Here is a 21,477-nt window from a genome sequence, read left to right on the forward strand (position 1 = left end):
CACTCCTTTATTAAGGTAATATTTGAGCAGCAGCTTGATCCAACACGACGACAAGATTCGGATGCAGTTGCAAAACGGATGCTGGAACATCTTTCGTTACAGGTCCTGCTAATGCTTTAACAATAATATCGGCTTTGCTTTCTCCTTTTGCGAGCAACACAATTTTCTTAGCCATCATAATCGATTTAATTCCCATCGTAACGCCCTGCTTCGGAACTTTATCCAATGAACCAAACACAGATATTTTCGACTCTCTTGTATGTAAAGCGATATCGACCACATGAGTATTTGTCTCAAAAGCTGTTCCCGGTTCATTAAAACCGATATGTCCATTCAACCCAATCCCGAGAAATTGAAGGTCAATCCCACCGCATTCCTCAATCCTTTGATCAAACTGAGTACATCTTAGTTGTAGATCCTCTTGTTCAGAAATATCATTTAAAAAATTTATTTGATCTTTCCCTAATTGAAGTGGTTTGAAAAACTGTTCTTCCATTCGAAAATAACAGCTTGCTGGATCTTTACTAGAAACTCCAACATACTCATCTAAGTTAAAGGTCGAGAACTTCGTTTTATCGATTTTTTCGTCTAGTATTTTTTTTACAAGGCTTTTATGGAAGCCAACTGTCGTGTTTCCAGTAGCAAATCCAATCGTTGAATGAGGTTTCTTTTTTAATTGGGCGAAGGCGATATCCGCAGCTGTATCGTCAAATACATTTTCTTCGAGTATTAGAACTTCCATCGTTTTCCGCCTTTCTTATAAACATTCTTGATTTAGCCAAGCAATACTTGCCGCTCCTAGCAATCCGACATCATTATGATTCAAATTTGTGATCGTAATGCCTTTCAAGCTGTTCCGAGCTACTGGCAGGGCATGTTCATTCACATACTGTCGAATGTTTTCAATTAAGGACTTATTATTAAACATTCCGCCGCCAAAGACTAAATGCTCTGGGTTAAATAAATTGACAATATTGGTCATTCCAATTGCTAACCCTTCAATAGCCTGATCTGCAATGATAGTTGCTAAAGGGTCTCCATTTTCGGCCGCGTGAAAAATAGTACTTGAATGCAAATGTCCTTCTTGATGATAAGAACTTAAAATAGAATTAGGATACATTTTCAAGCCTTCCAAAGCCTGCTTGATCATCCCGCCGCCAGAGCATATCGTTTCTAAATAACCATCTCCAAATCCTTCTTTAATCTGCCCGATATACATATGCCCCACTTCGCCTGCATAATTTGTACTCCCTCTAAACAACTCGGATTTTTCTACGATTCCCATACCAATTCCTGTACCTACATTGACATAAATGAAGTTTGTTGTTTGCCTGCCTATCCCCCAGTTCATTTCGGCTAATGTAGCGGCATTGACATCATTGTCCAAATATACAGGCATATTCATCTTTTCGGATAGTAGGTTGGCAAGAGGAACTGGTGTAGATATTGGGATATTGATGGCACTTTCCCAAACTCCTTTTTCAGCATTGACGTGGCCAACTAAACCAATTCCGATTGCTATTAAACTATCAGCATTTTGAGTAAAGTCATCAATTGATTCAATGATGGCAGTAATCGCCTTTTCCTGAGAATCAATATTCATCCGATATTTTTTGCTATTTACAATTGTCCCAGTTTCAGAAACTATCCCTATTTGTATATTTGTTCCACCTACATCTACCCCGAGGACCGCTTTATTCATGTAAAACCGTACCTTTCCCAATTAATAAAATCGCCCCAAAATTATGTTTCAATAATTTCAGGGCTTTCTTTAGTCTTGGATGATGTTTTATAAAGTTACAGAAGTGGATGTCGCTAAAGTATCAAGTTCTTCAGCTGAAACCTCTTCTCCGCGTTTATCAGAAAGATAGATTCCATCACTAATCAACATTGTTTGCAAGGCAATTTCTGCAGTTGGCAATAACTCCACCCTGCCTTGAAGTGCTGCAATCCAATGATGCTGAGATGAATCGTAAGCGTCCTCATTTTCTCTTAGATTATGCCAACGATAATCCATTAAATCTAAGTTTACCGTACTATCCATATCTATATCAGAAATAGTAGAATGGAAGCTAAATTGATTTTGCGGACCCTCACCAAATACAGGTAAGCGAATTCCTCCCTTTGAACCTAAAATGCTAGGACCTTCAAAACCGCCTAAATGAACAGACCAAGACTCGATTATATCAAGCGTAAGGTTATTTTTGAATTTAACGAATCCTAATGCCAACTCTTCGACATCAAAGCCGCTCTCCTCACGTCTTTTTGGATCCATATCCATCTCTTGGTACACTTTTCCGGAAATGCGAGTTGGGGTCGGTAAATCTAGCAAGTAAAGCATTTGCGCAATATGATAGACTCCCATATCAATAAGTGCGCCGCCGGTAGCAGTTTCTTTTTTCGTGAAAAATTTCGTACCATAGCCGTCAACAAACGGACGATTTCTTCTTCTAAAGCCAGTTGAGCGAGCATGATAAATATTCCCTAGTTTTCCTCCATCAATCAAGGCTTTTGCCGCTTTTGTTTCTTTGCGATAAATAGTTCCTAACTGAATATGAAGCATGTTTCCAGTTTCTTTTGCCGTTTCGACCATTCTTTTCCCATCAAAATATGTACCGGCAATTGGCTTTTCACAATATACATGTTTTCCTGCTTCTAATGCAGCAATCGTCATTGGAGCGTGGAAATTATTATGTAAGCATACATCCACAGCTTCAATATCATCTCGACTTAAAAGCTCACGATAATCAGTGTACACACTTGGAATATTGTATTGTTCGGCTACTCTTCGCGCTTCTTGCTCATTTACGTCACATACTGCTACAATTTCCGCATCTGGAATGCTTGCATAGTTACTTAAGTGTGATTTTCCAATTTGACCTACACCAATAACTCCAATTCGTATCTTTCTCATCATATCCCTCCAATTTTATTCATCAATCAATCTTATAGAGTTGCTAAAAGACGTTTTACCGTTCCTAATATCCATTCCATCTCAACATATTGATTCTTATCAGCATTATATTCAATGCCCCAATACCCATCAAAGCCATTTTCTTGCAGCATACGAATTTTATCTTGCGCATCCTCCGCTACGGCCGTTCTTGCATCAAAATGCGTATGACATACCCATGGAGCTACCATTTCATCGCCTTTTTCAGCCTCTTCTCTCCATCTGCCAATATGAAGGAGGATTCCAAAGTTCGGATGATCCACCGCTTCAGCGATTTTCTTCATTTGGACAGGGCTCAACGAAGGTCCAATATGATTTTCAGGTCCAACCATATAGCCATTTTGTGCTCCGCGCTCGCAATATTCTCGGTAGTGTTTCACGATATATTCGAACTGCTCATCAGTCATATTCATATCAAACGCAGGATCATTGCCGAATACGCCACCAGTGTCAATACGCACGGTTTTGGCGCCGAGAATTTCCGCAGCATTAAGATGGCCAAGAGCATTTTGGTAAAGTTGTTCACGCTTGTCTGGATCGGCATCCCAAATATGTGCACCATCAACTGCATAGTTGATTAATGTAAGACCTTTTTCATCCATAGCTTCGCGTACTTTTTTCAAGAATTCTTCATCAGGCACTCTTGAAAAATCTGGTTCACCAATAGTAAATTGCCCGTTCCAAATATCCACTGTGTCTAATCCATAACGATATTTCACTGACTCCAAATACCCGAAAATATCCATTTTCCCCTCTAGAAACGTGTTGAAGAAAGAATAACCACCAATTGAAATCTTCACTTTTAAAAACCTCCCTAGACTTTGCTTGAATTAATTATTCCAGTGGATGAAATAATTAACCATATTATATCATTATGGTCGAATTAATCAATATATTACGAGAATTGAAACAACCAAAAATCACTGGATTGTTTTTGTTCTAAACATTTGATGAAGACCAAGTGTTGCAGCTCCGATGGCTGGTCCATAGTCCTTCCAAAAAGAAACTTTGACAGTCGTTGGCTCCTCCGCTTCTTCATATTGATCAATAAGTGTAATCAAAAGGTTAGAGAGTTTCTCATTAGAAGCAACCCAACCACTAATGATCAATTGCTCAGGGTTCATCAATTGAAGAACATTGCCGCAATATTTAGCTATATTCTGCATTACCTTATCTAAATCTTCCTTAAATGGCTCTTTCCCTTCCAAAGCAAGCTGAACATATTTATCGATAACGGCTTCTGGTTCATCATGTTTAAGATCTTTTGGATATTGCGTTTTCAACCTTTGGGCCAATTTGTCGATACCATAATGATAAAAGTCTCCGATTTTTCCAGCCTGATTTGTAGCACCTCGATAAATTTGATTATTAATAACGAAACCCGCTCCTATACCATAATCAACGAGAATGTAAGCAATTGTTTGCTTTCCTTTTGCCGCTCCACTGAATCGTTCCGCAAAACTTGCTGCTTCAATATCGTTTACTAGATGGATTGGGATATCAAACTTCTCAGTCAGCAATGATTTTAACGGAAAATCTCTAATCTGTAAGTATTTTGACCCCAATACTGTTTCTTGGATTTCATCAAGTATTCCAGGAACGGAAATACCGATCCACTTAATTAAACTACGATCCACACCTTGTTTTTTAATGAATGCTTCTATTGTCTTTGGGAGCTTCTTACGCAAAGATTCTTCCCCGATAAAACTATCGAGCTTATTCATTGAAATAACTTCTCCGCGCAAATTCAGCAGAACAAACCTTGAAGATGCTTTTGATACATCAACGCCCACAACAAAACCGTTATTGGCGTTAATATCTAGCATTGTCATTTTCCGTCCAACTCCGGAACCAGACGTACCTGTTTCGTGAACGAATCCCTCATTCATGATTTCCTCTACTAATACAGAGACAGTAGTTGGACTTAGCTTTGTAAGCCTCGCTAGCTCCACTCTTGAAATCGGACCATGTAAATAAATAAGATTTAATAAAAGGGATTTATTGATCTCCCTTAACATCTGCTGATTTCCCCTGATTTTCATACTACACACCTTCTAAAATATTTTATGTAAAATTATTATGATTATGGGAGTTTGTACTCTTATTATACATGAAACAGGGAAATATTAACTTCTTCGTTTGGAGTGGAATAGTAACAATGGTAATTAGTTTGTGGAATTCGTGAATAAAGTTGAAATCGGAACAGGAATTGATGAAAGCTTAAAAAAACAGACCCACATGAGTCTGCTTTAAAACTCCGCTCGTATTAAGTTATGCAGCCTCGGTCTCAATCTTAGGATTCCCTGCTGATTTTTGGCATGCACTCGGTTTGTTAATAAAATGACGTGAAGCTGAATTTCTGGATCGAACCATATGCTAGTTCCGGTAAAACCAGTATGCCCATATGATGAATCAGAGAACAGGTCCCCACAAGATAATTTTGGACTTTTCATTTGCCAGCCTAAGCCTCTTCCCTCTTCATCAAATGGTGTAAAATTCCGTTTAGAAAGCGCCAAAGCCGCTGGTGATATAATCTGCTTTCCTTTAAACTTTCCGCCATCTTCAATCATCTCGGCAAAATTGGCTAAATCTTTCACCGTAGAAAATAATCCGGCGTGTCCACTTACTCCACCCATTGATTCGGCGTTTTCATCATGAACGATGCCATATTTGTAATCATTTTGTTTTTCACAGAATTCCGTCGCCGCAAATCGCTTACGATTAAGATTGAGGTTAAATCCTGTTTCATGCATTTCTAATGGAGTTAGAATTTCTCTTGAAACATAATTCGCAAATGGTTCGCCTACTACTTTTTCAATTAATGAGGCAAGTAAAATAAAGCCTAAATCACTATAAACCACTCTTTCACCAATGGGATTTTCAAGTTCCTCGTCACAAATTTTTTCAATGATTTGTTCCGTATATAATTCATCTTTGTAAAATGGCCTATGCGCAGGCAAACCAGATGTATGCGTCAGCAAATGACGTATTCTTACCTCCTCTTTGCCATTTTTACTGAACGAAGAGAAAAAATAGGAAATGGAGTCATCCAGCCGTATCTCCCCTTTATCCAATAATTGCAATGTGGCCGTCATGGTTGTTACAATTTTCGTTAATGAAGCAAGGTCGAAAACCGTATCCATTTGCATTGGTTCCTTCGAGGGAGCGAGAGTTCGATACCCAACAGCCTCTTCTAAAACTGGATTGCCTTTATAAGATATGTATATCGCAGCTCCTGGAATATTTTCTAAATCAATTTCTTTTTGTAAGAAACGAATGACTTTTTCTTTCATTTCAACACCACCTTAAAGCTGTTTTCGATATTTCCGATATTCTTTCCAAATTTGATAACCCATTTTTCCATAAAAATCAACAATAGTCGTCCAATCAATAACAATCTTATTGATTCCTCGGCTGCGCAAAATCGCAATACCTGCCAACACAGCAGCTAAGCCATATCCATTCCCTCGCTCTGCGGAATCTACACCTACCGACCCGATTCCCCCAAGAGGTTCGGAAAACAACGGCGCCCAGTACACATTGTTATAGATGACTGGAGAATGTTCATCACTAATCCGACAAGAACCAATGATTCTTCCTGCTTTCTTTAAAACAACAAATTCTCTCCCTGTACCGCCCTTTTGAAAATAGCGAATCGTTTCATACTCCCATCTGCCTGGAAAAACGCGATTCATAAACGTTAACATTTCACCTTTATCTTCTAATGTTAAAACCTCTATTTCTACTCCATCAAGCGCAGGCATTTCTGATTTCACCGATGGATCATAATTTGCAAGCAAATCATATTCATTTCCTACATACTCATAACCTTTTTGTTCGAACCATTTTCCGCTTTTTTCATATTCAGCTGGAACACTCGGAAAATAGTGCAGTGGATCTCCTCCCAGTTGGATTTCCTTTGCACCATCCGCCTTTAATGCCGATTCCGCTTTTTCTACCAGCAAAGAACCTATTCCCTTATTTCGTTCATTCTTATTAACGACTAAAACTTGAATCCAGCCAACATCAGTAGGCATTGGTACTGGCATAGGATCTTGCCAACGTTTACTAATGATAAAACCAATTACGTCATCGTCGTCATTAACCGCCATCCATGAGCCTGGAAGAAACACATTTTCATCTTCGAAGCTATTTTGCTTAAATAACTCTTTCCGCATTGGAAATTCTGCTGAAAATTCACGGTTCCATAAATCTACTAATTCATTTAATCTATTAATATTAATTGGAATAATCCTCATAAACTACCTCCAAATTTTCCTCCGTTAGGCGGAAGTGTGATTGAACCAAGAATGACCGCCCGTTTAGCTCCTGTTGCCTTTGGAACGTTTGCCGATTCTCCATTCATTGTTTCATTACCTAAGATCGCAAATGCAATCGCTTCCTTTGCTTCAGATGAAAAGCCGATGTCTTCTTGTGTTAATACGGTGATATTCGGCATTATTTCTCTAATCATCTGTAATAATGTTTTGTTATATCCGCCTCCACCACCAACAATCATCTCATCGACTTCTGTTTTCGGAAAAATAAACTGCTTATAAGAATCCGTAATCGATAGTGCTGTAAAATAGGTAGCCGTTGCAATCAGATCATCAGTAGGTAAATGGCCGTAAGTCTGAAGAATTTGCTTTGTAAATTGCGAGCCAAATAGTTCGCGGCCTGTCGATTTCGGTGGTGTCATTTTGAAAAAATCAATATTCAACCACGATTGTGCAATATCTTTATGTACATTTCCTTTAGATGCCCAAATCCCATCTTGATCAAAAGGTTCGCCCTTCAATATTTTACAAAGCTCATCTATCACCATATTCCCTGGCCCTGTGTCAAAAGCGACAATATCATCCAAAGTTGCTTGTTTCGGGATAACGGTTACATTTCCAATCCCACCGATGTTTTGCAGCGCTCGTCCCTTTGAATTGCTGCGGTATAATAGATAATCTGCATAAGGAACAAGGGGTGCCCCCTCTCCACCAGCAGCCATATCCATCGATCTGAAATTCGACATGACTGTAGTGCCAATTTCATAGGCAATAATAGCAGGTTCACCTATTTGCAATGTCGATTTTACAAGACTTCCATCTTGTTTTGGTATATGATAGATCGTCTGCCCGTGTGAAGCAATGAAATCAATATCCCTTAGCGACACATTAGATTTTTTGCATACTGCTTTTACAGCATCTGCGAATAAATAGCCTAGTTTAAAATTTAAGCTACAAACTAAAGCTGAATTAGAATCCTTCACATCCATGCATTGTAATATTTCTCTCGCTACATCCGCAGCAAAGGGCAATGTAGTAAACTCTAGCAAATCGACTTTGGTATTTAAGCCAAATCCTCTTAATCTCACTAGTGCTGCATCAATTCCGTCAACAGATGTCCCTGACATTAAACCGACGGCGAGCTTTTCCATACTATATTCCCTCTTTTAAATATAATTTTGCAGCCGACAAAGCTCCAATAGCAGGCGTAGCGTCATTTCTTATGTATTCCACATTGCCAACAAGTTTTTGTAGAGTTCCTTCAAATTCCGCTTTGACGTATGGGTTTTTTTCTAATAAAGAGCCCTTGCACCCAACTTTCAAAGGCAGTTCCAGTTCTAATTTATTAAATAGAGAGTAAGTCTGCTTTGCGAGTTCAACGCCAGCATCAAGGAAATATCTTTTGGCGTTTTCATCTCCCCTCTCAGCTTCCGTAAATAGGAAAGACGAGACAGAAGCAATCTCCCCTTTAGGAGCATTATAGATGAAACCTTTTAGCCCATCTGCCGAAGTGATTCCTAATTCTCGCATTAGCCTATGAGAAAGTGGAGAATATGGCAGTCCCTCATCGGCTTCTTTCGTTATTTTCCGAAAAGCTTGAATGGCAATATCGTAGGCGCTTCCATAGTCTCCTAAAATATGCCCCCAACCACCCGAGTAGCCTTCTTTTTCTCCATTTCTTCCATAAGATATGGAGCCCGTCCCAGCAATCGTTAAAATGCCGTTTTGATCATCCAATAGGGCGTGATAAGCAAGGACAGCATCATTGACAAAAATTACAGGGATGTTCGTTTTATCAGAAAAAAAAGCTTCAAACCGTTTACGATTACCCTCTGCTTCAATTCCTGCCACTCCAGCAACTATGGCTGCACATTTATTTCCAAATTCGTTATACAAACATGCTGAGGCTGCTTCCCAAACGTTATCCAATGCTTCACTAAAATTCACATTTGGATTACCATAACCCGTTTCAATTTGGAATAATATATTTTTATTAGAATCCATGATTAATCCAGTCGTCTTGGTACCGCCTGCATCAATTCCAATTGTATAGGACATTCCCATCCCCCTTGCAATGAAATATTATTTCTCGAAATGTATTTTTAGTATAAAGTTAAATTTCACACATAATTTTATCTTCGAATAATGCATGAATCAACAGAAAATTAAAATAAGGCACAAAGATTGCGCCTTGTATTGTATGATTATTTATTTTCTAATTCGGACAGCCTGCGGTTAAGATTCTGGAGTTCACGTTCGATTCCTTCCAATTGTTTTTCTAATGGATGAAGATTGCCTTTAACAAATTCAAGTTTTTCCAAATCGTGCTGTAGTCTCACATAATCCGCTTTGAGATCCTCTATCTTATATTGAATTTCCTTTTTGGTCATGTTTATCACCTTCTTACATCCAGAATGGTAAAATCATAACATACATACGGAAAGTTATCGAAGAAACTGGAGGTATATCATGAATAAACCACATCCCATTACCTTTAATGAAATTTTGCAACTAATTCTTCCTTATTATGGTTTGCATGGCGACTCAATATCCTTTATTCCTTTTGGTGACAAATCTTATAGTTATAAAATTCGCTGTCTCAACGGGAATACCTTTTATTTAAAACTTTTAGACAAAAAGCTACAGAAAGAGGCAATTGCGCAAACTGAATATTATTTACCGTTGTTGACGGAATTACATGAAAGAAGTTTGTATCCTCCCGCCATTTATCCGATTTTAACGAAAGATGGACGAGCTAAAGTAGAGTTGGACGAGATTGTTTTAATCTTATTTCCATGGATTGATGGCTCTTCATTGGCTGATTCTTATCCTTTAAATGAAAGCTATATACGTGAAATTGCAAAACTATCTGCAGAACTGCATATGATAACAACTAACACCCAACTTCCTAGAGAGTCATTTAATGTAAATTTTTTAGATGAACTCTATACTTATATAAAGATACTTCCGCAAAAATCCGCATCACTAGAGCTTAAAGCGATTATTACCACAAAAGAAACAGAGATCATTTCGCTCATTGAAAAAATAAAACAGTTAGCCAGCACCTTTGAAACCAGTCATTTCAAATTTGTCGTATGCCACGGCGATTTATGGGGTGGAAATCTCATCCAGTCTTCATCCGGCCTACGGATAATTGATTGGGAATCAGTTATTTCAGCTCCAATGGAACGAGAATTGGCTGGATATATAACACAAATGCCATTCGTCTTTATGGATGCTTATTCAGAAAAAATCGGAAGTAGAATCAAACCCAATATAGATTTGCTCCGTTTCTTTTCTTTTCGATCTCAACTTCACAACCTATATAGTTGGTTAAAAAACCTGCTCATTTATGAGTTGGACAAGGAACAACAAATGAATGATATCGATATGATTAAAAACCATTGCTTAAATCGTTGGGAAGGCCTTGAAGAAGGATTACAATCACTCGAATTCCATTTTAATCAGAAAGAGGGAGAATGATGAAAGCAATATTAGTGGAAGAAAACTCAAAAAATCTTTTTATCGGAAAAGCAGACATGCCTCATTTGAATAAAAATGAGTTGCTCGTCAAAGTAAAAGCCACCGCGTTAAATAGAGCTGACCTATTGCAAAAGCGTGGTCTATATCCTCCTCCACCAGGTGCTTCTCCTATCCTTGGCCTTGAAATGAGTGGAATGATTGAAGAAGTAGGCGAAGATGTTACAGGTTGGCAAAAAGGAGATCGTGTATGTGCACTTCTTCCTGGGGGAGGATACGCTGAATATGCAGTGATCCCCGCTGGAATGGCGATAAGAATTCCAGAAAACCTTTCTTTTGAAGAAGCAGCAGCTATTCCGGAAGTATTTTTAACAGCCTTTTTAAATATGTTTTGGTTGGGAAAACTAAAAAAAGGAGAGACAATCTTAATTCACGCTGGAGCTAGCGGAGTTGGAACTGCAGCCATTCAATTGGCGCGAGAAATTGGAGCGAGAGTAATTGTAACGGCTGGAACAGAGGAAAAAAGATCATTATGCCTCTCCTTAGGAGCCGAAGTAGCCATTGACTATAAAGAAGGTCCTTTTCATGAAAAAGTGATGGATGCGACATCAGGCAAGGGAGTCAATGTAATTTTTGATTTTATCGGAGCTCCATACTGGGATCAAAACATCGATTCCCTTGCCGCCAATGGCAAATTAATATTGATTGGTACAATGGGAGGCTCAAAGCTTGAAGACGTCAACCTTGGAAAGCTGCTTTTTAAGAGAATTCAAGTCATTGGCACTGCCTTGCGTTCACAGCCTGTCGAGAAAAAAATAGCCTTAACAAAAGATCTTGCAGAATTCGCTTTGGCAAAATTTGAAAATGCTCGTTTAAAGCCAATTATCGATCGCATCTGGGATTGGGAAAAAGTGAATGAAGCACACTCGTATATGGAGCAGAATAAAAATGCAGGTAAAATCGTGCTGCGAATTTCGTAAAACTTTCTAAAAGGGATGGAGAAATGGACAGAATAACCAAAATCATTAAACGTTTTTTCATCGAGCGATTTCATGACCAGTCCGCCCAGATGGCTTATTATTTTATGCTGTCCATTTTCCCTTTCCTTATATTTGCCCTATCACTCGTTAGTTTTCTACCTATACGTGAGGAAGATGTTCTTAGTGCAATTGAGCCATTCGCCCCTAAAGGAAGTTTTTATTTAATAAAATCTAACATCTTGAGTATCATTGGCCAGCAACAAACGAAAATTGCGTCATTCAGTTTATTAGCAGCTTTTTGGATTGCTTCCATGGCAGTGCAATCGCTCGTGCGCGCCATGAATGATGCTTACCAAATCGTTCGAAAAGAAGGATTTTTACTTGCATTAGGAAAGGATTTAATTTTAACATTAAGCCTAATGATCACATTGACGTTTTCCTTACTCGTCCCGATTGCTGAAGAAATTGGCCGAGTGTTTCTGGCGACACATGTTGAATTGCCCCCCTCTTTTTATAGATGGTGGTTACTATCAAAATGGGTCATCGGTTCCATTTATTTATTCTTCTTTTTTCTGTTTCTTTATAAAGTCGTTCCAAGTACTAAAGTCAGCTTGAAAAATATTATTCCCGGAGCTGTATTCGCAACAGTCGGATGGCAAAGTGTATCCATTGCCTTCTCCTATTACGTGTCGTTTGCTGCAAGCTATACAAAGCTCTATGGACAATTGGGAAATATTATTATCCTGATGATATGGTTTTATTTTACGGCGGCGGTTCTTCTTATTGGTGGTTTATTGAATGCTTCTTGGATAAATAAAAAAGTGTAAGCGCCTTTCTCATCGACCTACAGGGCTGCAGCTTAATAACTTCAACAAAAAAAAGCGTGGAAATCCTTCTTCGATTAACGTGAACTATTTTGAATTAATATAGTAAATTAGATTATCAGTCCATTCATCAAATTCATAAATAAAACCTTTTCTAATACATTCAAATTGCATTCCAACGCTTTCTGCTAATTTTATCGAAGGAGTATTATCGAGATTAATGTGTGCTTCTATACGATGAAAATTTAGCTTTTTAAAAGCAAGAATTATTGCTGCTTTTACAGCTTCCTTCCCATAACCTTGTCTCCAAAATTGGTTATGAATCGTATAACCAAATCTTGCCCATTGAAAATTATCCCTTATTATCGTAGAGAAATCTATTGCACCCAAATGAGCATTATCTTCTTTTCGAAAAACGCCAAATACATATACTTTGTCATCTGATGCCATCTGTTGATGGTTATCTACCAATTCTCCAAACCATTCTTCAGTACAAATGCTCATATCTAATTTACCGTCATCATATTTGTTCTGTGAAAGCAATCTATTATTATATTGAGTTAACCAATTTAAATAATCTTCTCTGGTATATGGTCTTATTATTAATCTTTCTGTCTCTGTATTGTAGTTAAACTTACTCAAACAAACACCCCACAGTAATTTTTAAAAAGGCTCTACTCTCTATAAAATTTTGAAAAAGAAATTTATCTATAATCTTCATGGAATGTTAATAAGGTACAGGATAAGCATCTACAAGGCAGTTTACCTGTAACTTTTCACTATTTCTTTCAATCGTTAAGGTAACAGTCTGATTAACAGCTTTTTTGTTTAATATTCTTTCAAATGATTCATACCCTACAACTTCTTCTTTATCGAATTCCATTATAATGTCTTTAGGTTCAATCCCGGCAGCTGCAGCTACTGAACCTTTCTTCACCTGTAAAACTCTGGTTCCTCTAGCCCCCTCATTAGTTGTATGTGTAATACCAATCCATGCTTTCCACAACTTTGCACGAATATCTTGACCAGTTTCATAGACACTCTTCAGATTTTCTAAGAATTGACCTGTACCAAACAACATATTTTCCTTTGTAGCTTGAGACATTTCACCCAAAAAGGAAGCCTGATATTCAATGCTCACCTTAATACCATTTTCAACTTCCCATAATGAGGTAATAGTCGTGAAGTTCCCATCAAGGCTTTGGAGTACGAAGCGTTTCATGGAATCAATTTCTGTAAAGATACCCTCCGATGTTGCTCCCCAGCCATGATTCATATAACCTCTTCCACCTACACGAAAATCTAATTCCGCATTTTTTGTATACCAACAGTTTAAAAGCTCAGGCTTAGTCAAAGCATCCCATACTTCCTTTAAGGGGGCTTGAACAACAATTTCTCTTTTAACGGAATCCTCAGTCTTGTTCATCTCGATATTCTCCTCTTTCTACATAATCTTTTAGACTTACGAGTTGATCATCAAGTAGTTCTCCGATGTATTGAAGCATTTCCTTGTAAGCTATTTGGAGAGAATTAGGATTAAGCGAATAGATACGATACTTCCCTTGTATTCTCTCTGAAATCATTTTTTCCTCCAATAGAATATCCAAATGCTTCTTTATCGCTGGTTGAGAGATATCAAATGCTTCAACTATCTCCTTTTGGGTTTTGTTTCCTTGCTTAAGCATACTTAATATTCGACGGCGGGTAGAATCACCAAAAGCCCGATAAAAATCTGGCATTGTCATTCCCTCACTTCAACATATAACCTATTAGTTATATGTAGTATATACATTTGCAATTGTGTCGTCAAGACTATTCTGAAAATAATATAGTTGAATATCCTTCAACTAATTTAAAAAAAGGTCGAGGATTCCCCGACCCGTTTTTTTAAACTTGCAAGTTCTGTTTCGGTTGTTTATAAACCTCTTCATCCAATTCTCCGGTAATTTTCCCTGTCAATACTCCAGCCGTCATACTTCCACTTACATTTAAGGCTGTTCTTCCCATGTCAATTAATGGTTCAACTGATATTAATAATCCGACAATCGCAATCGGCAAATTGAGTGCGGATAAAACGAGCAAGGCAGCAAATGTGGCTCCCCCACCAACTCCAGCAACTCCAAATGAACTAATCGCAACGATCACAATTAACGTAAAGATGAATGCCGGGTTTAATGGGTCAATTCCTGCTGTAGGAGCAACCATAATAGCAAGCATTGCTGGATATATACCCGCACATCCGTTTTGCCCTATAGAAAGACCGAATGAGCCGGCAAAGTTCGCAATTCCTTCAGATACTCCAAATTCCTGGTGCTGTGTTTTTATATTGAGTGGCAAAGTCCCTGCACTTGAACGTGATGTAAACGCAAAGGCAAGTGCCGGCATAGCTTTTTTGACGTACGTGACTGGATTTTGCTTAGCAAGTGCCAATAGTAAAAGATGGATAAGAAACATAATAATCAGCGCTACATAAGAAGCGATGACAAACTTTCCAAGCTTCACAATCGCAGAATAATCACTCGTTGCCGTTACTTTAGCCATCAACGCAAGAACACCATATGGAGTCAATCTTAAAATTAATGTGACCACACGCATAACTACGGTGTAAATCGTTTCTATAATCTTCGAAAAAAAATCAGCGTGCTCAGGGTCTTTTCTCCGGATCCCTAAATAAGCAATCCCAATAATCGCAGCAAAAATAACAACTGCAATTGTTGAGGTTGGACGCGCCCCCGTCAATTCCATAAATGGATTTTGCGGAAATAAAGTGATGATTTGTTGTGGAATCGTCATATCTTTTACATCACCGACAGATTCTTGAAGCTGCGTATTTCTTGTTATCTCCGCTTCACCTTCTTCAAGCTGAATTCCTTCAAGGTGAAAACCTAAAGCAGTGGCAATTCCAATCGAAGCTGCTATTGCTGTTGTTCCAATTAAAATTCCTATAACAAGAGCACTAATTTTTCCAAGATTACTCGTTAGCTTCAATTTTGTAAAAGCTGAGACGATTGAAATAAAAACCAATGGCATGACGATCATTTTTAATAAGGAAATATAACCGCTACCTACGATATTGAACCAATCCAAGGTCCCTTTAGTAACATCGGAATCCGTTCCATAAGCTAAGTGTATGGCTAGACCTAAAACAATCCCGATACCCAATGCTGTAAATACTCGTTTTGAAAAGGAAATATGCTTCTTTTGCATTCTAAACAAGAGAAATAATAGCAATAAAAAAATGGCGATATTAATAATAATCAAAAGTGTATTCATCAAGAATCCCCCTATTAATAGATTCCATTGCGGTCTAGAAAACCTTACTTTTATGATATTCCCTTAATATGGTTATCATAACCTGACAATTGTAAAACTATGTTATTGGTTTATTACCAATCAGATATGGGGAAAGTATAGAAAATAGTGAAAGGATGTTAATTTATGCGCTTTTCTAAACTAATACGCTTTGCGATTAAAGCCGCTCCTGTCGTGTATCCTCTAGCGAAGGAATTATTAAAGAAAAGAAAAGAACAAAAAAGCAGTAAAAGCGTAAACAACAAAAAAAGAGACCAGTTAGTGTAGAAAAAGTTATCCACACTTTGGTCTCATTTGTTTTTGCTTAGGTAATTATAAATTGGAACTTTGCAGATAAATTTTAAGAAGACAGTTCCCGTCTAGCTACAGCGCCTAGCGCCTAGCAAACTTTCGGTTTCTTCCTACGATAAGTCAACATCGGCTCGCCACGGCTCACCGTGATTCCTTTATCTCGTCAGAACCCTAAAAAGTTTGTACGTCGCTAAACAGGCGCTTGCGCTTTTGTACTTATACTTTAAATTGTCTAATCAATTTATCTAAGTCAACAGCGATGGTAGAAAGCGATTCGGCATTTGCCGCAATTTCCTGCATCGAACTAGTTGTTTGTTCAGCGGATGCTGCTGTTTCTTCAACACCTGCTGATGCTTCTTCTGATATCGAAGCGATATTAGATATTGAAGCATTCATTACATCTGTACTGCTTGCGATGTTATTCAGATCCTGTGAAATAATGTGGATTTGATTAACGACTTGCTTAATGGAATCTGTAATCACTTCAAACGTGCTGCCAGTTGTTCTAATTTGATCAGTTCCAAGTTCGACTTGAACAAAGCTCTCATTTAATGAGTGAACAACTTCACCGGTTTCTTTTTGAATCGTAGAAACAATTCCTGTAATGTCCGAAACTGAACTTGCAACTTGTTCAGCGAGCTTCTTCACTTCCCCTGCCACTACAGCAAAGCCTTTTCCGTGTTCACCTGCACGTGCAGCTTCAATCGCAGCATTTAAAGCCAATAAGTTTGTTTGTTCAGCAATGTCAGATATAACTTTTACAAGTTGAGAGATTTCTTTGGAATGGCCTTCAAGACTTTGAACCTTTCCAACAGCGTCTTTTACATTTTCATCAATCAATTTCATTTTAGAAATTGATTCTGTCATCGCTTCATTCCCTTTTTCTGTTAACTCTAATACTTGATTAGAAACTTGGCTTGCCCTTTGCCCGCTCTCATTAGCATTATGGATATTAGCAGTGAGCGATCCCATTGATTCCACTAAATCAGAAGCAGATTGTGCTTGTGTTTCAGAGGCAATGGAAAGCTCTTCCATTGTTGTTGCTACTTGTTGACTGCCGGAATTTACTTCCATTGCAGAATGGCTGAGTTCTTCGCTGCGTCTCATGACGGTCTGAGAAACGTTGCCAAGCTCCTGTACCATCGACCGAATTTGAACATTCATATCGTTTACAGAATGAATCAAAACTCCCACTTCATCCTTCGATCTCGTCTTTAGCTCATCGTTGCTTAAATCACCTTCAGCGATTAGGCGCATACGATTTGCAACTCTGACGATCGGTCTAGATATAGAATTTGCTGTCATAATTGCGATAACGATTCCAAGTATGAGAGCCACTATACCAATACCCGCACTGATTAGTGAATTTCTATCTCCTGCACTTATCACTTGCTTAGCATTGTCTGTTATATTCTTTTCTTGTTTTTTGGATAGTTCTTGGAATGAATCCCTTAACAAAACACTTAATGGCTCGATTGTGTTTTTAAAATTATCCCGGGCTTTTTCACGATCAGCCATAAACTCATTAAAGATCATATCATTGATGGCAGTTTCCCAATTATTAAGTCTGTCTATAAGTTCTTTCGTTTCTTTTGTAGAAGAAACAGCTAATAATTGCTTTTCTAACTCTGTACTTTCGGTAGTTGAATCTTCAAATGCACGCATGTAAGGTACTTGACCAAGTAAAAGATAAATACTTAAATGAGATGTCCTCTCCGCAATGTTTACACTCAATTTTTCCGCCAAAACGAGTACAGGCAATTGTTCTTCAATTACTTGAGTTGTTTGCTTATTCGTTTGGGTTGAAAAAAAATAATTGGAACCGCTTATAATTAATACAATAGCGTTTACAATTAAAAAGCCTCTTAATATTTTCCCTTTTAAGCTCTTCATATCCCCACCGTCTTTCTGCTCTCTTATATCTACTGTATATTTTCTATTATCGGCAATAATTCAAAATATTTTAATACTATTTTCCTATTTTGCTAAAATTTGTTTATAATTTCGTCAATTTCCAATTAGAAGAGTTCCATTTACTGCATCAAGATGAGCAGAAAGACCTAATGGTAGACTTAAGGAAGGTTTGCAATGACCAGCTTTTACATTAAAGATGGTTGGTTTTCCTATCGGAGCAATTATTTTTTCAAAAAGATCTTCTATTTGAAAACCATCTGCATATCGTTCCGAGGAACATTCCGTCCATGTACCTAAAACGATTCCTGAAGCGTCAGATACTTTCCCCGCCAAGACAAGCTGCGTCAGCATTCTATCAATGCGATACGGCTCTTCTCCAACATCCTCTAAAAATAATATTTTTCCCTTCGTATCTATTTCAAAAGGAGTTCCAAGTGTACTCACTATTACAGATAAATTTCCACCTGTCATCATACCATTTGCAAACCCCGGTACTAGACAACAAGCTGGCTCACTTTCAGGATTCTCTAATCTCCATTCAAAAGGGAATTTTGTCAAAGCAGAATACAAAGATTGTATGGTAAAATCTTCTGCATCAATTAAATCGGATGCTGGCATCGGCCCATGAATAGTTGGTAAGTGGCATTTTTGTTGAAAAGCAATATGTAGAGCAGTGATGTCACTATATCCAACAAATAATTTGGGATTCTTTGAGATTGTTTCATAGTCTAGAAGCGGAAGTAAATGCAAGGACCCATAGCCGCCTCGAAGACAAAATATAGCTAAAATGTTTTGATTAACAAACATTGAATTCAGTTCATTTGCCCGTTGTTCAGGAGTTCCCGCTAAATACCCTCCATAATATTCGTAGCATGTATCGCCAATTTCTACATCAAAGCCCATCTCTTTTATTTTAGAAACCGCTAGTTGCAGCCGTTCCTTGGTCACAGGTCCCGCTGGAGCAGTGAGCCCGATTGTATCCCCCTGTTTGAGAGCATGGATCTGTTGTAATGCCAATGTTATGCACTCCTTTGTTAATAATAAATGGCCCTTATATGTTGTTTTCCGTTCCCGTCACATAGCTCAATCTAAAAAAGAAGCCACCATATGGCTTCTCTTAATATTTATTCGACCAATGACGCTTTTACTCCCTCCGGCTTGAACCAAATATCTTTGAAGTCGACCCAGCCTCTTGAATTCATGTGAACACCTTGTACAGAAGGGTGAAAAGCAGTTCCGAGTTTCTTATGGACGAGGAATATGACTGCATAATGTTCTTTAATAATGTGTTCAATTTCTAATAACTTATTTTCTCTCAAGCTTGCTTCCGGTTCTTGGAGTACTTCGTCTATTTTTAGATCTACTTTTTCCGCTAATTCATCTCCTAAATGAATGCGCAAAAAACTGTTGGCATACTGAAAATCATGAATTTGTGAAATTACTTCATCTCCCAACAGCACCTCAAATAATATACAATCCGCACGTTTAATCAACTCAATCTGCGCCATTTCATCCCAGTTAACGACGTTCACCACTAAGTTAATTCCGAATTTCAAGCATTCATCCTTTAACCAATTCGCATCCAGTTCATGCCTTTCATAACAATATAATTGAATCGGTTCTCCTGCATAACCCGACTTTTGGAGAAGAGGTTCAACTTCAGATGAATTATGTTCTCGATCGATTACAGAAGGAAGTCCTCTTAATTGAAATCCATTTGACGGATACAGCCGTGGCTCACCTAATACCGAAATCATTTTCGATCTATCGATTAACCGATGGAAAGCTTTCCGAAAATATAGACTTTTTTGCGGGCCATTTTTCAATAGATTCATCGTTAATAAACTGCTGCCTGCATAGATTTCTTCCTGTACCTTCCATGAATCATCTTCGTAATTAGCGCCTTCATCATGATTAACTAGCAGTTTTTCAATATCTTGTTTTTCCAAATTTAATATTTTTTCGTTATTAGGCATTCTAGAAATTTCTATCCTGTCTAATTGCGGTCTTCCGAAAAAGTGAGAAGAAAAGGCTTCAAGGATACAAGTTTTCGATGTATTTTCTACCACTTTAAATGGACCTGTACCACTAGGGCAAATAGGAAATGCTTCATTCGGCATATCCGCAGGAAGAATAGACATTGGGGTATAAGTCAAATTACTTAAAAACAGATAATTGGGACTATTTAAGTTAATCTGTACCGTAAAGTCACTATGAATGATCATATCTTTTATTTGACGTACTAACCATTTATGAGGTGTGTTACGTAAACGATTAAAGGTATAAACAACATCTTCAGCTTTAAGTTCTTTCCCATGATGAAATAATACGCCTTTCCGTAAATAAAACACCCATTTCGTTTGATCTTTATTAGTCTCCCAATGATGTGCGAGCATTCCTTTTAATTGATTAGAAGATCGATCGTAATCAAGCAATGTGTTGTATATTTGGCTTGCCATATGGGCATCTAATTCATAATAAATGCATGCAGGGTCAAGTGTCGTAATCGGCCGAAAAATAGGGAAACGGAGAATTTCAATTCGGTCATCTTCGTTATCTTCAACGTTATAACCAAAGTAATCAGATAACCATGCCATAATCCGTTCTTTTACATTCGTTCCTTCTCCATATAGTTGAATTTGTTCAAGAGCTTCCTTTAACTCTCCGTCTTTAACAAGCTGGACAGCTTTGTCATACAAGATATCTTGGAGCGATTTTTTGAAAGTTAATGTAGAACGGTTTCCTCTCCCTCTCCCAGGGATAAATTCTACCCAACCTAACTGCACCATTTTGGTAACGATTAATTTTGCATTTCGAGTCGTACAGAACCACAATTCAGAAAGGGTATCCATTGAAATTGGATATGGTTCATTCTCTCTTGTATCTGTAAACGATCTCCATAAAGCAATAAAATCATTTGCCAACATATGTACACCCCCTTTTATGAGCTATAAGGTGAAAAACAATTCCTTTCCCTTTCGCCTTTTTTATGTTTAATCCAATATACCATGGAAAATAAATCGTGGAATAGGTATTTTTCGTCTTTAAGTGGAAAATACATTTAGAATGTATACCATTTTTAACCTCTGCCATTCTTATTACAATTGAATTAACAAAACAATGGAGGAGAATAAAAATGATTAACTTATATTCTGAAGAAAAAAGAATGGAGCAAGAAGAAAGGGAAAGACGACGTATCGCAAATCAAGCATGGATGCATTCTAAGAAAAAACATAACCGACATTTAAAAAGTACTTTTAAAGCATTATTTGATTTATCGAGATTAAAAAACTTTACTTTCAAAAAGCATTCCCGAAAAATATTTGATTCTTAGCGTAACACGGGAGAAATTTATCGAATATTTCCGGGGAAATATGACGAAACAACATATTTATTGCCTTTATGATGAAAAATGCTTCTGACTATAGAAGCATTTTTTTTATTTT

The 21,477-nt window shown here is 37.7% G+C and carries 22 protein-coding genes; 5 read left to right on the forward strand and 17 right to left on the reverse strand.

The genetic code is table 11. The annotated features are described in order from the left end of the window. Positions 1-10 precede the first annotated feature (10 nt). The 10 genes from KHA97_RS13070 to KHA97_RS13115 all read right to left on the reverse strand — a co-directional run bounded on the left by KHA97_RS13070 (position 11) and on the right by KHA97_RS13115 (position 9,620). Positions 11-742, reverse strand: a complete 732-nt coding sequence (locus tag KHA97_RS13070) for a glucosamine-6-phosphate deaminase (protein ID WP_213125158.1) — start codon at positions 740-742, stop codon at positions 11-13. A gap of 15 nt (positions 743-757) precedes the next feature. Then, positions 758-1,702: an ROK family protein gene (locus KHA97_RS13075; protein WP_213125159.1), complete on the reverse strand. Its 945-nt coding sequence runs from the start codon at positions 1,700-1,702 to the stop codon at positions 758-760. A gap of 87 nt (positions 1,703-1,789) precedes the next feature. Next, positions 1,790-2,914, reverse strand: a complete 1,125-nt coding sequence (locus KHA97_RS13080; protein WP_213125160.1) for a Gfo/Idh/MocA family protein — start codon at positions 2,912-2,914, stop codon at positions 1,790-1,792. Positions 2,915-2,946: 32 nt separating this feature from the next. Beyond that, positions 2,947-3,753 carry a sugar phosphate isomerase/epimerase family protein gene (locus KHA97_RS13085; RefSeq protein WP_213125161.1) on the reverse strand — a complete coding sequence of 269 codons (807 nt, stop codon included), beginning with the start codon at positions 3,751-3,753 and terminating at the stop codon, positions 2,947-2,949. 120 nt (positions 3,754-3,873) lie between these two features. Further along, positions 3,874-4,995: an ROK family transcriptional regulator gene (locus KHA97_RS13090; protein WP_213125162.1), complete on the reverse strand. Its 1,122-nt coding sequence runs from the start codon at positions 4,993-4,995 to the stop codon at positions 3,874-3,876. 207 nt (positions 4,996-5,202) lie between these two features. Beyond that, the gene (locus KHA97_RS13095; protein ID WP_213125163.1) at positions 5,203-6,246 is read right to left on the reverse strand and encodes a serine hydrolase domain-containing protein; all 1,044 of its coding nucleotides are present in this window, start codon (positions 6,244-6,246) and stop codon (positions 5,203-5,205) included. A gap of 12 nt (positions 6,247-6,258) precedes the next feature. Then, complete coding sequence (locus KHA97_RS13100) at positions 6,259-7,212, reverse strand: GNAT family N-acetyltransferase (protein WP_213125164.1); 954 nt, start codon at positions 7,210-7,212, stop codon at positions 6,259-6,261. Further along, complete coding sequence (gene anmK / locus KHA97_RS13105; RefSeq protein ID WP_213125165.1) at positions 7,209-8,381, reverse strand: anhydro-N-acetylmuramic acid kinase AnmK; 1,173 nt, start codon at positions 8,379-8,381, stop codon at positions 7,209-7,211. The genes KHA97_RS13100 and anmK overlap by 4 nt, the downstream gene beginning before the upstream one ends. A 1-nt stretch (position 8,382) precedes the next feature. Further along, entirely contained in the window at positions 8,383-9,288 is a 906-nt protein-coding gene (locus tag KHA97_RS13110; protein WP_213125166.1) for a BadF/BadG/BcrA/BcrD ATPase family protein, read from the reverse strand. A gap of 146 nt (positions 9,289-9,434) precedes the next feature. Beyond that, positions 9,435-9,620, reverse strand: coding sequence for an SE1832 family protein (locus tag KHA97_RS13115; protein WP_213125167.1), 186 nt, complete (start codon positions 9,618-9,620; stop codon positions 9,435-9,437). Positions 9,621-9,699: 79 nt separating this feature from the next. Here KHA97_RS13115 and KHA97_RS13120 point away from each other — a divergent pair, with 79 nt between their 5' ends. Genes KHA97_RS13120 through KHA97_RS13130 form a run of 3 tightly spaced genes read left to right on the forward strand, consistent with a single transcriptional unit; the run spans position 9,700 to position 12,517 of the window. Beyond that, a complete protein-coding gene (locus KHA97_RS13120; protein WP_213125168.1) occupies positions 9,700-10,713 on the forward strand; it encodes a phosphotransferase in 1,014 nt (337 codons plus the stop codon). Beyond that, positions 10,713-11,690 (forward strand): NAD(P)H-quinone oxidoreductase, encoded by a 978-nt coding sequence (locus tag KHA97_RS13125; RefSeq protein WP_213125169.1) that lies wholly within the window; start codon positions 10,713-10,715, stop codon positions 11,688-11,690. Before KHA97_RS13120 ends, KHA97_RS13125 begins: the two co-directional genes overlap by 1 nt. A gap of 23 nt (positions 11,691-11,713) precedes the next feature. Beyond that, positions 11,714-12,517 (forward strand): YihY/virulence factor BrkB family protein, encoded by an 804-nt coding sequence (locus KHA97_RS13130; protein ID WP_213125170.1) that lies wholly within the window; start codon positions 11,714-11,716, stop codon positions 12,515-12,517. An 84-nt stretch (positions 12,518-12,601) separates the two neighbouring features. On the opposite strand, the gene KHA97_RS13135 is transcribed toward KHA97_RS13130, so the two are convergent. From KHA97_RS13135 to KHA97_RS13150, 4 genes are all read right to left on the reverse strand, one after another. Next, entirely contained in the window at positions 12,602-13,156 is a 555-nt protein-coding gene (locus tag KHA97_RS13135; RefSeq protein WP_213125171.1) for a GNAT family N-acetyltransferase, read from the reverse strand. A gap of 85 nt (positions 13,157-13,241) precedes the next feature. Next, on the reverse strand, positions 13,242-13,940 hold the full coding sequence (locus tag KHA97_RS13140) for an SRPBCC domain-containing protein (protein WP_213125172.1): 699 nt from the start codon (positions 13,938-13,940) through the stop codon (positions 13,242-13,244). Continuing rightward, a complete protein-coding gene (locus tag KHA97_RS13145; protein ID WP_213125173.1) occupies positions 13,927-14,253 on the reverse strand; it encodes an ArsR/SmtB family transcription factor in 327 nt (108 codons plus the stop codon). The genes KHA97_RS13140 and KHA97_RS13145 overlap by 14 nt, the downstream gene beginning before the upstream one ends. Positions 14,254-14,401: 148 nt before the next feature. Further along, positions 14,402-15,787 carry an L-cystine transporter gene (locus KHA97_RS13150; protein ID WP_213125174.1) on the reverse strand — a complete coding sequence of 462 codons (1,386 nt, stop codon included), beginning with the start codon at positions 15,785-15,787 and terminating at the stop codon, positions 14,402-14,404. A gap of 165 nt (positions 15,788-15,952) precedes the next feature. On the opposite strand from KHA97_RS13150, the gene KHA97_RS13155 reads away from it, so the two are divergent. Next, positions 15,953-16,093, forward strand: a complete 141-nt coding sequence (locus tag KHA97_RS13155; protein ID WP_213125175.1) for a hypothetical protein — start codon at positions 15,953-15,955, stop codon at positions 16,091-16,093. A gap of 240 nt (positions 16,094-16,333) precedes the next feature. On the opposite strand, the gene KHA97_RS13160 is transcribed toward KHA97_RS13155, so the two are convergent. From KHA97_RS13160 to KHA97_RS13170, 3 genes are all read right to left on the reverse strand, one after another. Then, positions 16,334-18,010, reverse strand: a complete 1,677-nt coding sequence (locus KHA97_RS13160) for a methyl-accepting chemotaxis protein (RefSeq protein ID WP_213125176.1) — start codon at positions 18,008-18,010, stop codon at positions 16,334-16,336. Between the two features lie 114 nt (positions 18,011-18,124). Further along, a complete protein-coding gene (locus KHA97_RS13165; RefSeq protein ID WP_213125177.1) occupies positions 18,125-19,048 on the reverse strand; it encodes a S66 peptidase family protein in 924 nt (307 codons plus the stop codon). 107 nt (positions 19,049-19,155) lie between these two features. Further along, entirely contained in the window at positions 19,156-20,958 is a 1,803-nt protein-coding gene (locus KHA97_RS13170; RefSeq protein WP_213125178.1) for an ABC transporter substrate-binding protein, read from the reverse strand. Positions 20,959-21,167: 209 nt separating this feature from the next. On the opposite strand from KHA97_RS13170, the gene KHA97_RS13175 reads away from it, so the two are divergent. Continuing rightward, complete coding sequence (locus KHA97_RS13175; RefSeq protein ID WP_213125179.1) at positions 21,168-21,365, forward strand: hypothetical protein; 198 nt, start codon at positions 21,168-21,170, stop codon at positions 21,363-21,365. Positions 21,366-21,477 lie beyond the last annotated feature (112 nt).

Origin of the sequence: Lederbergia citri (assembly GCF_018343625.1) — a bacterium.
GTDB classification, from domain to species: Bacteria; Bacillota; Bacilli; order Bacillales; family Bacillaceae_C; genus Lederbergia; species Lederbergia citri.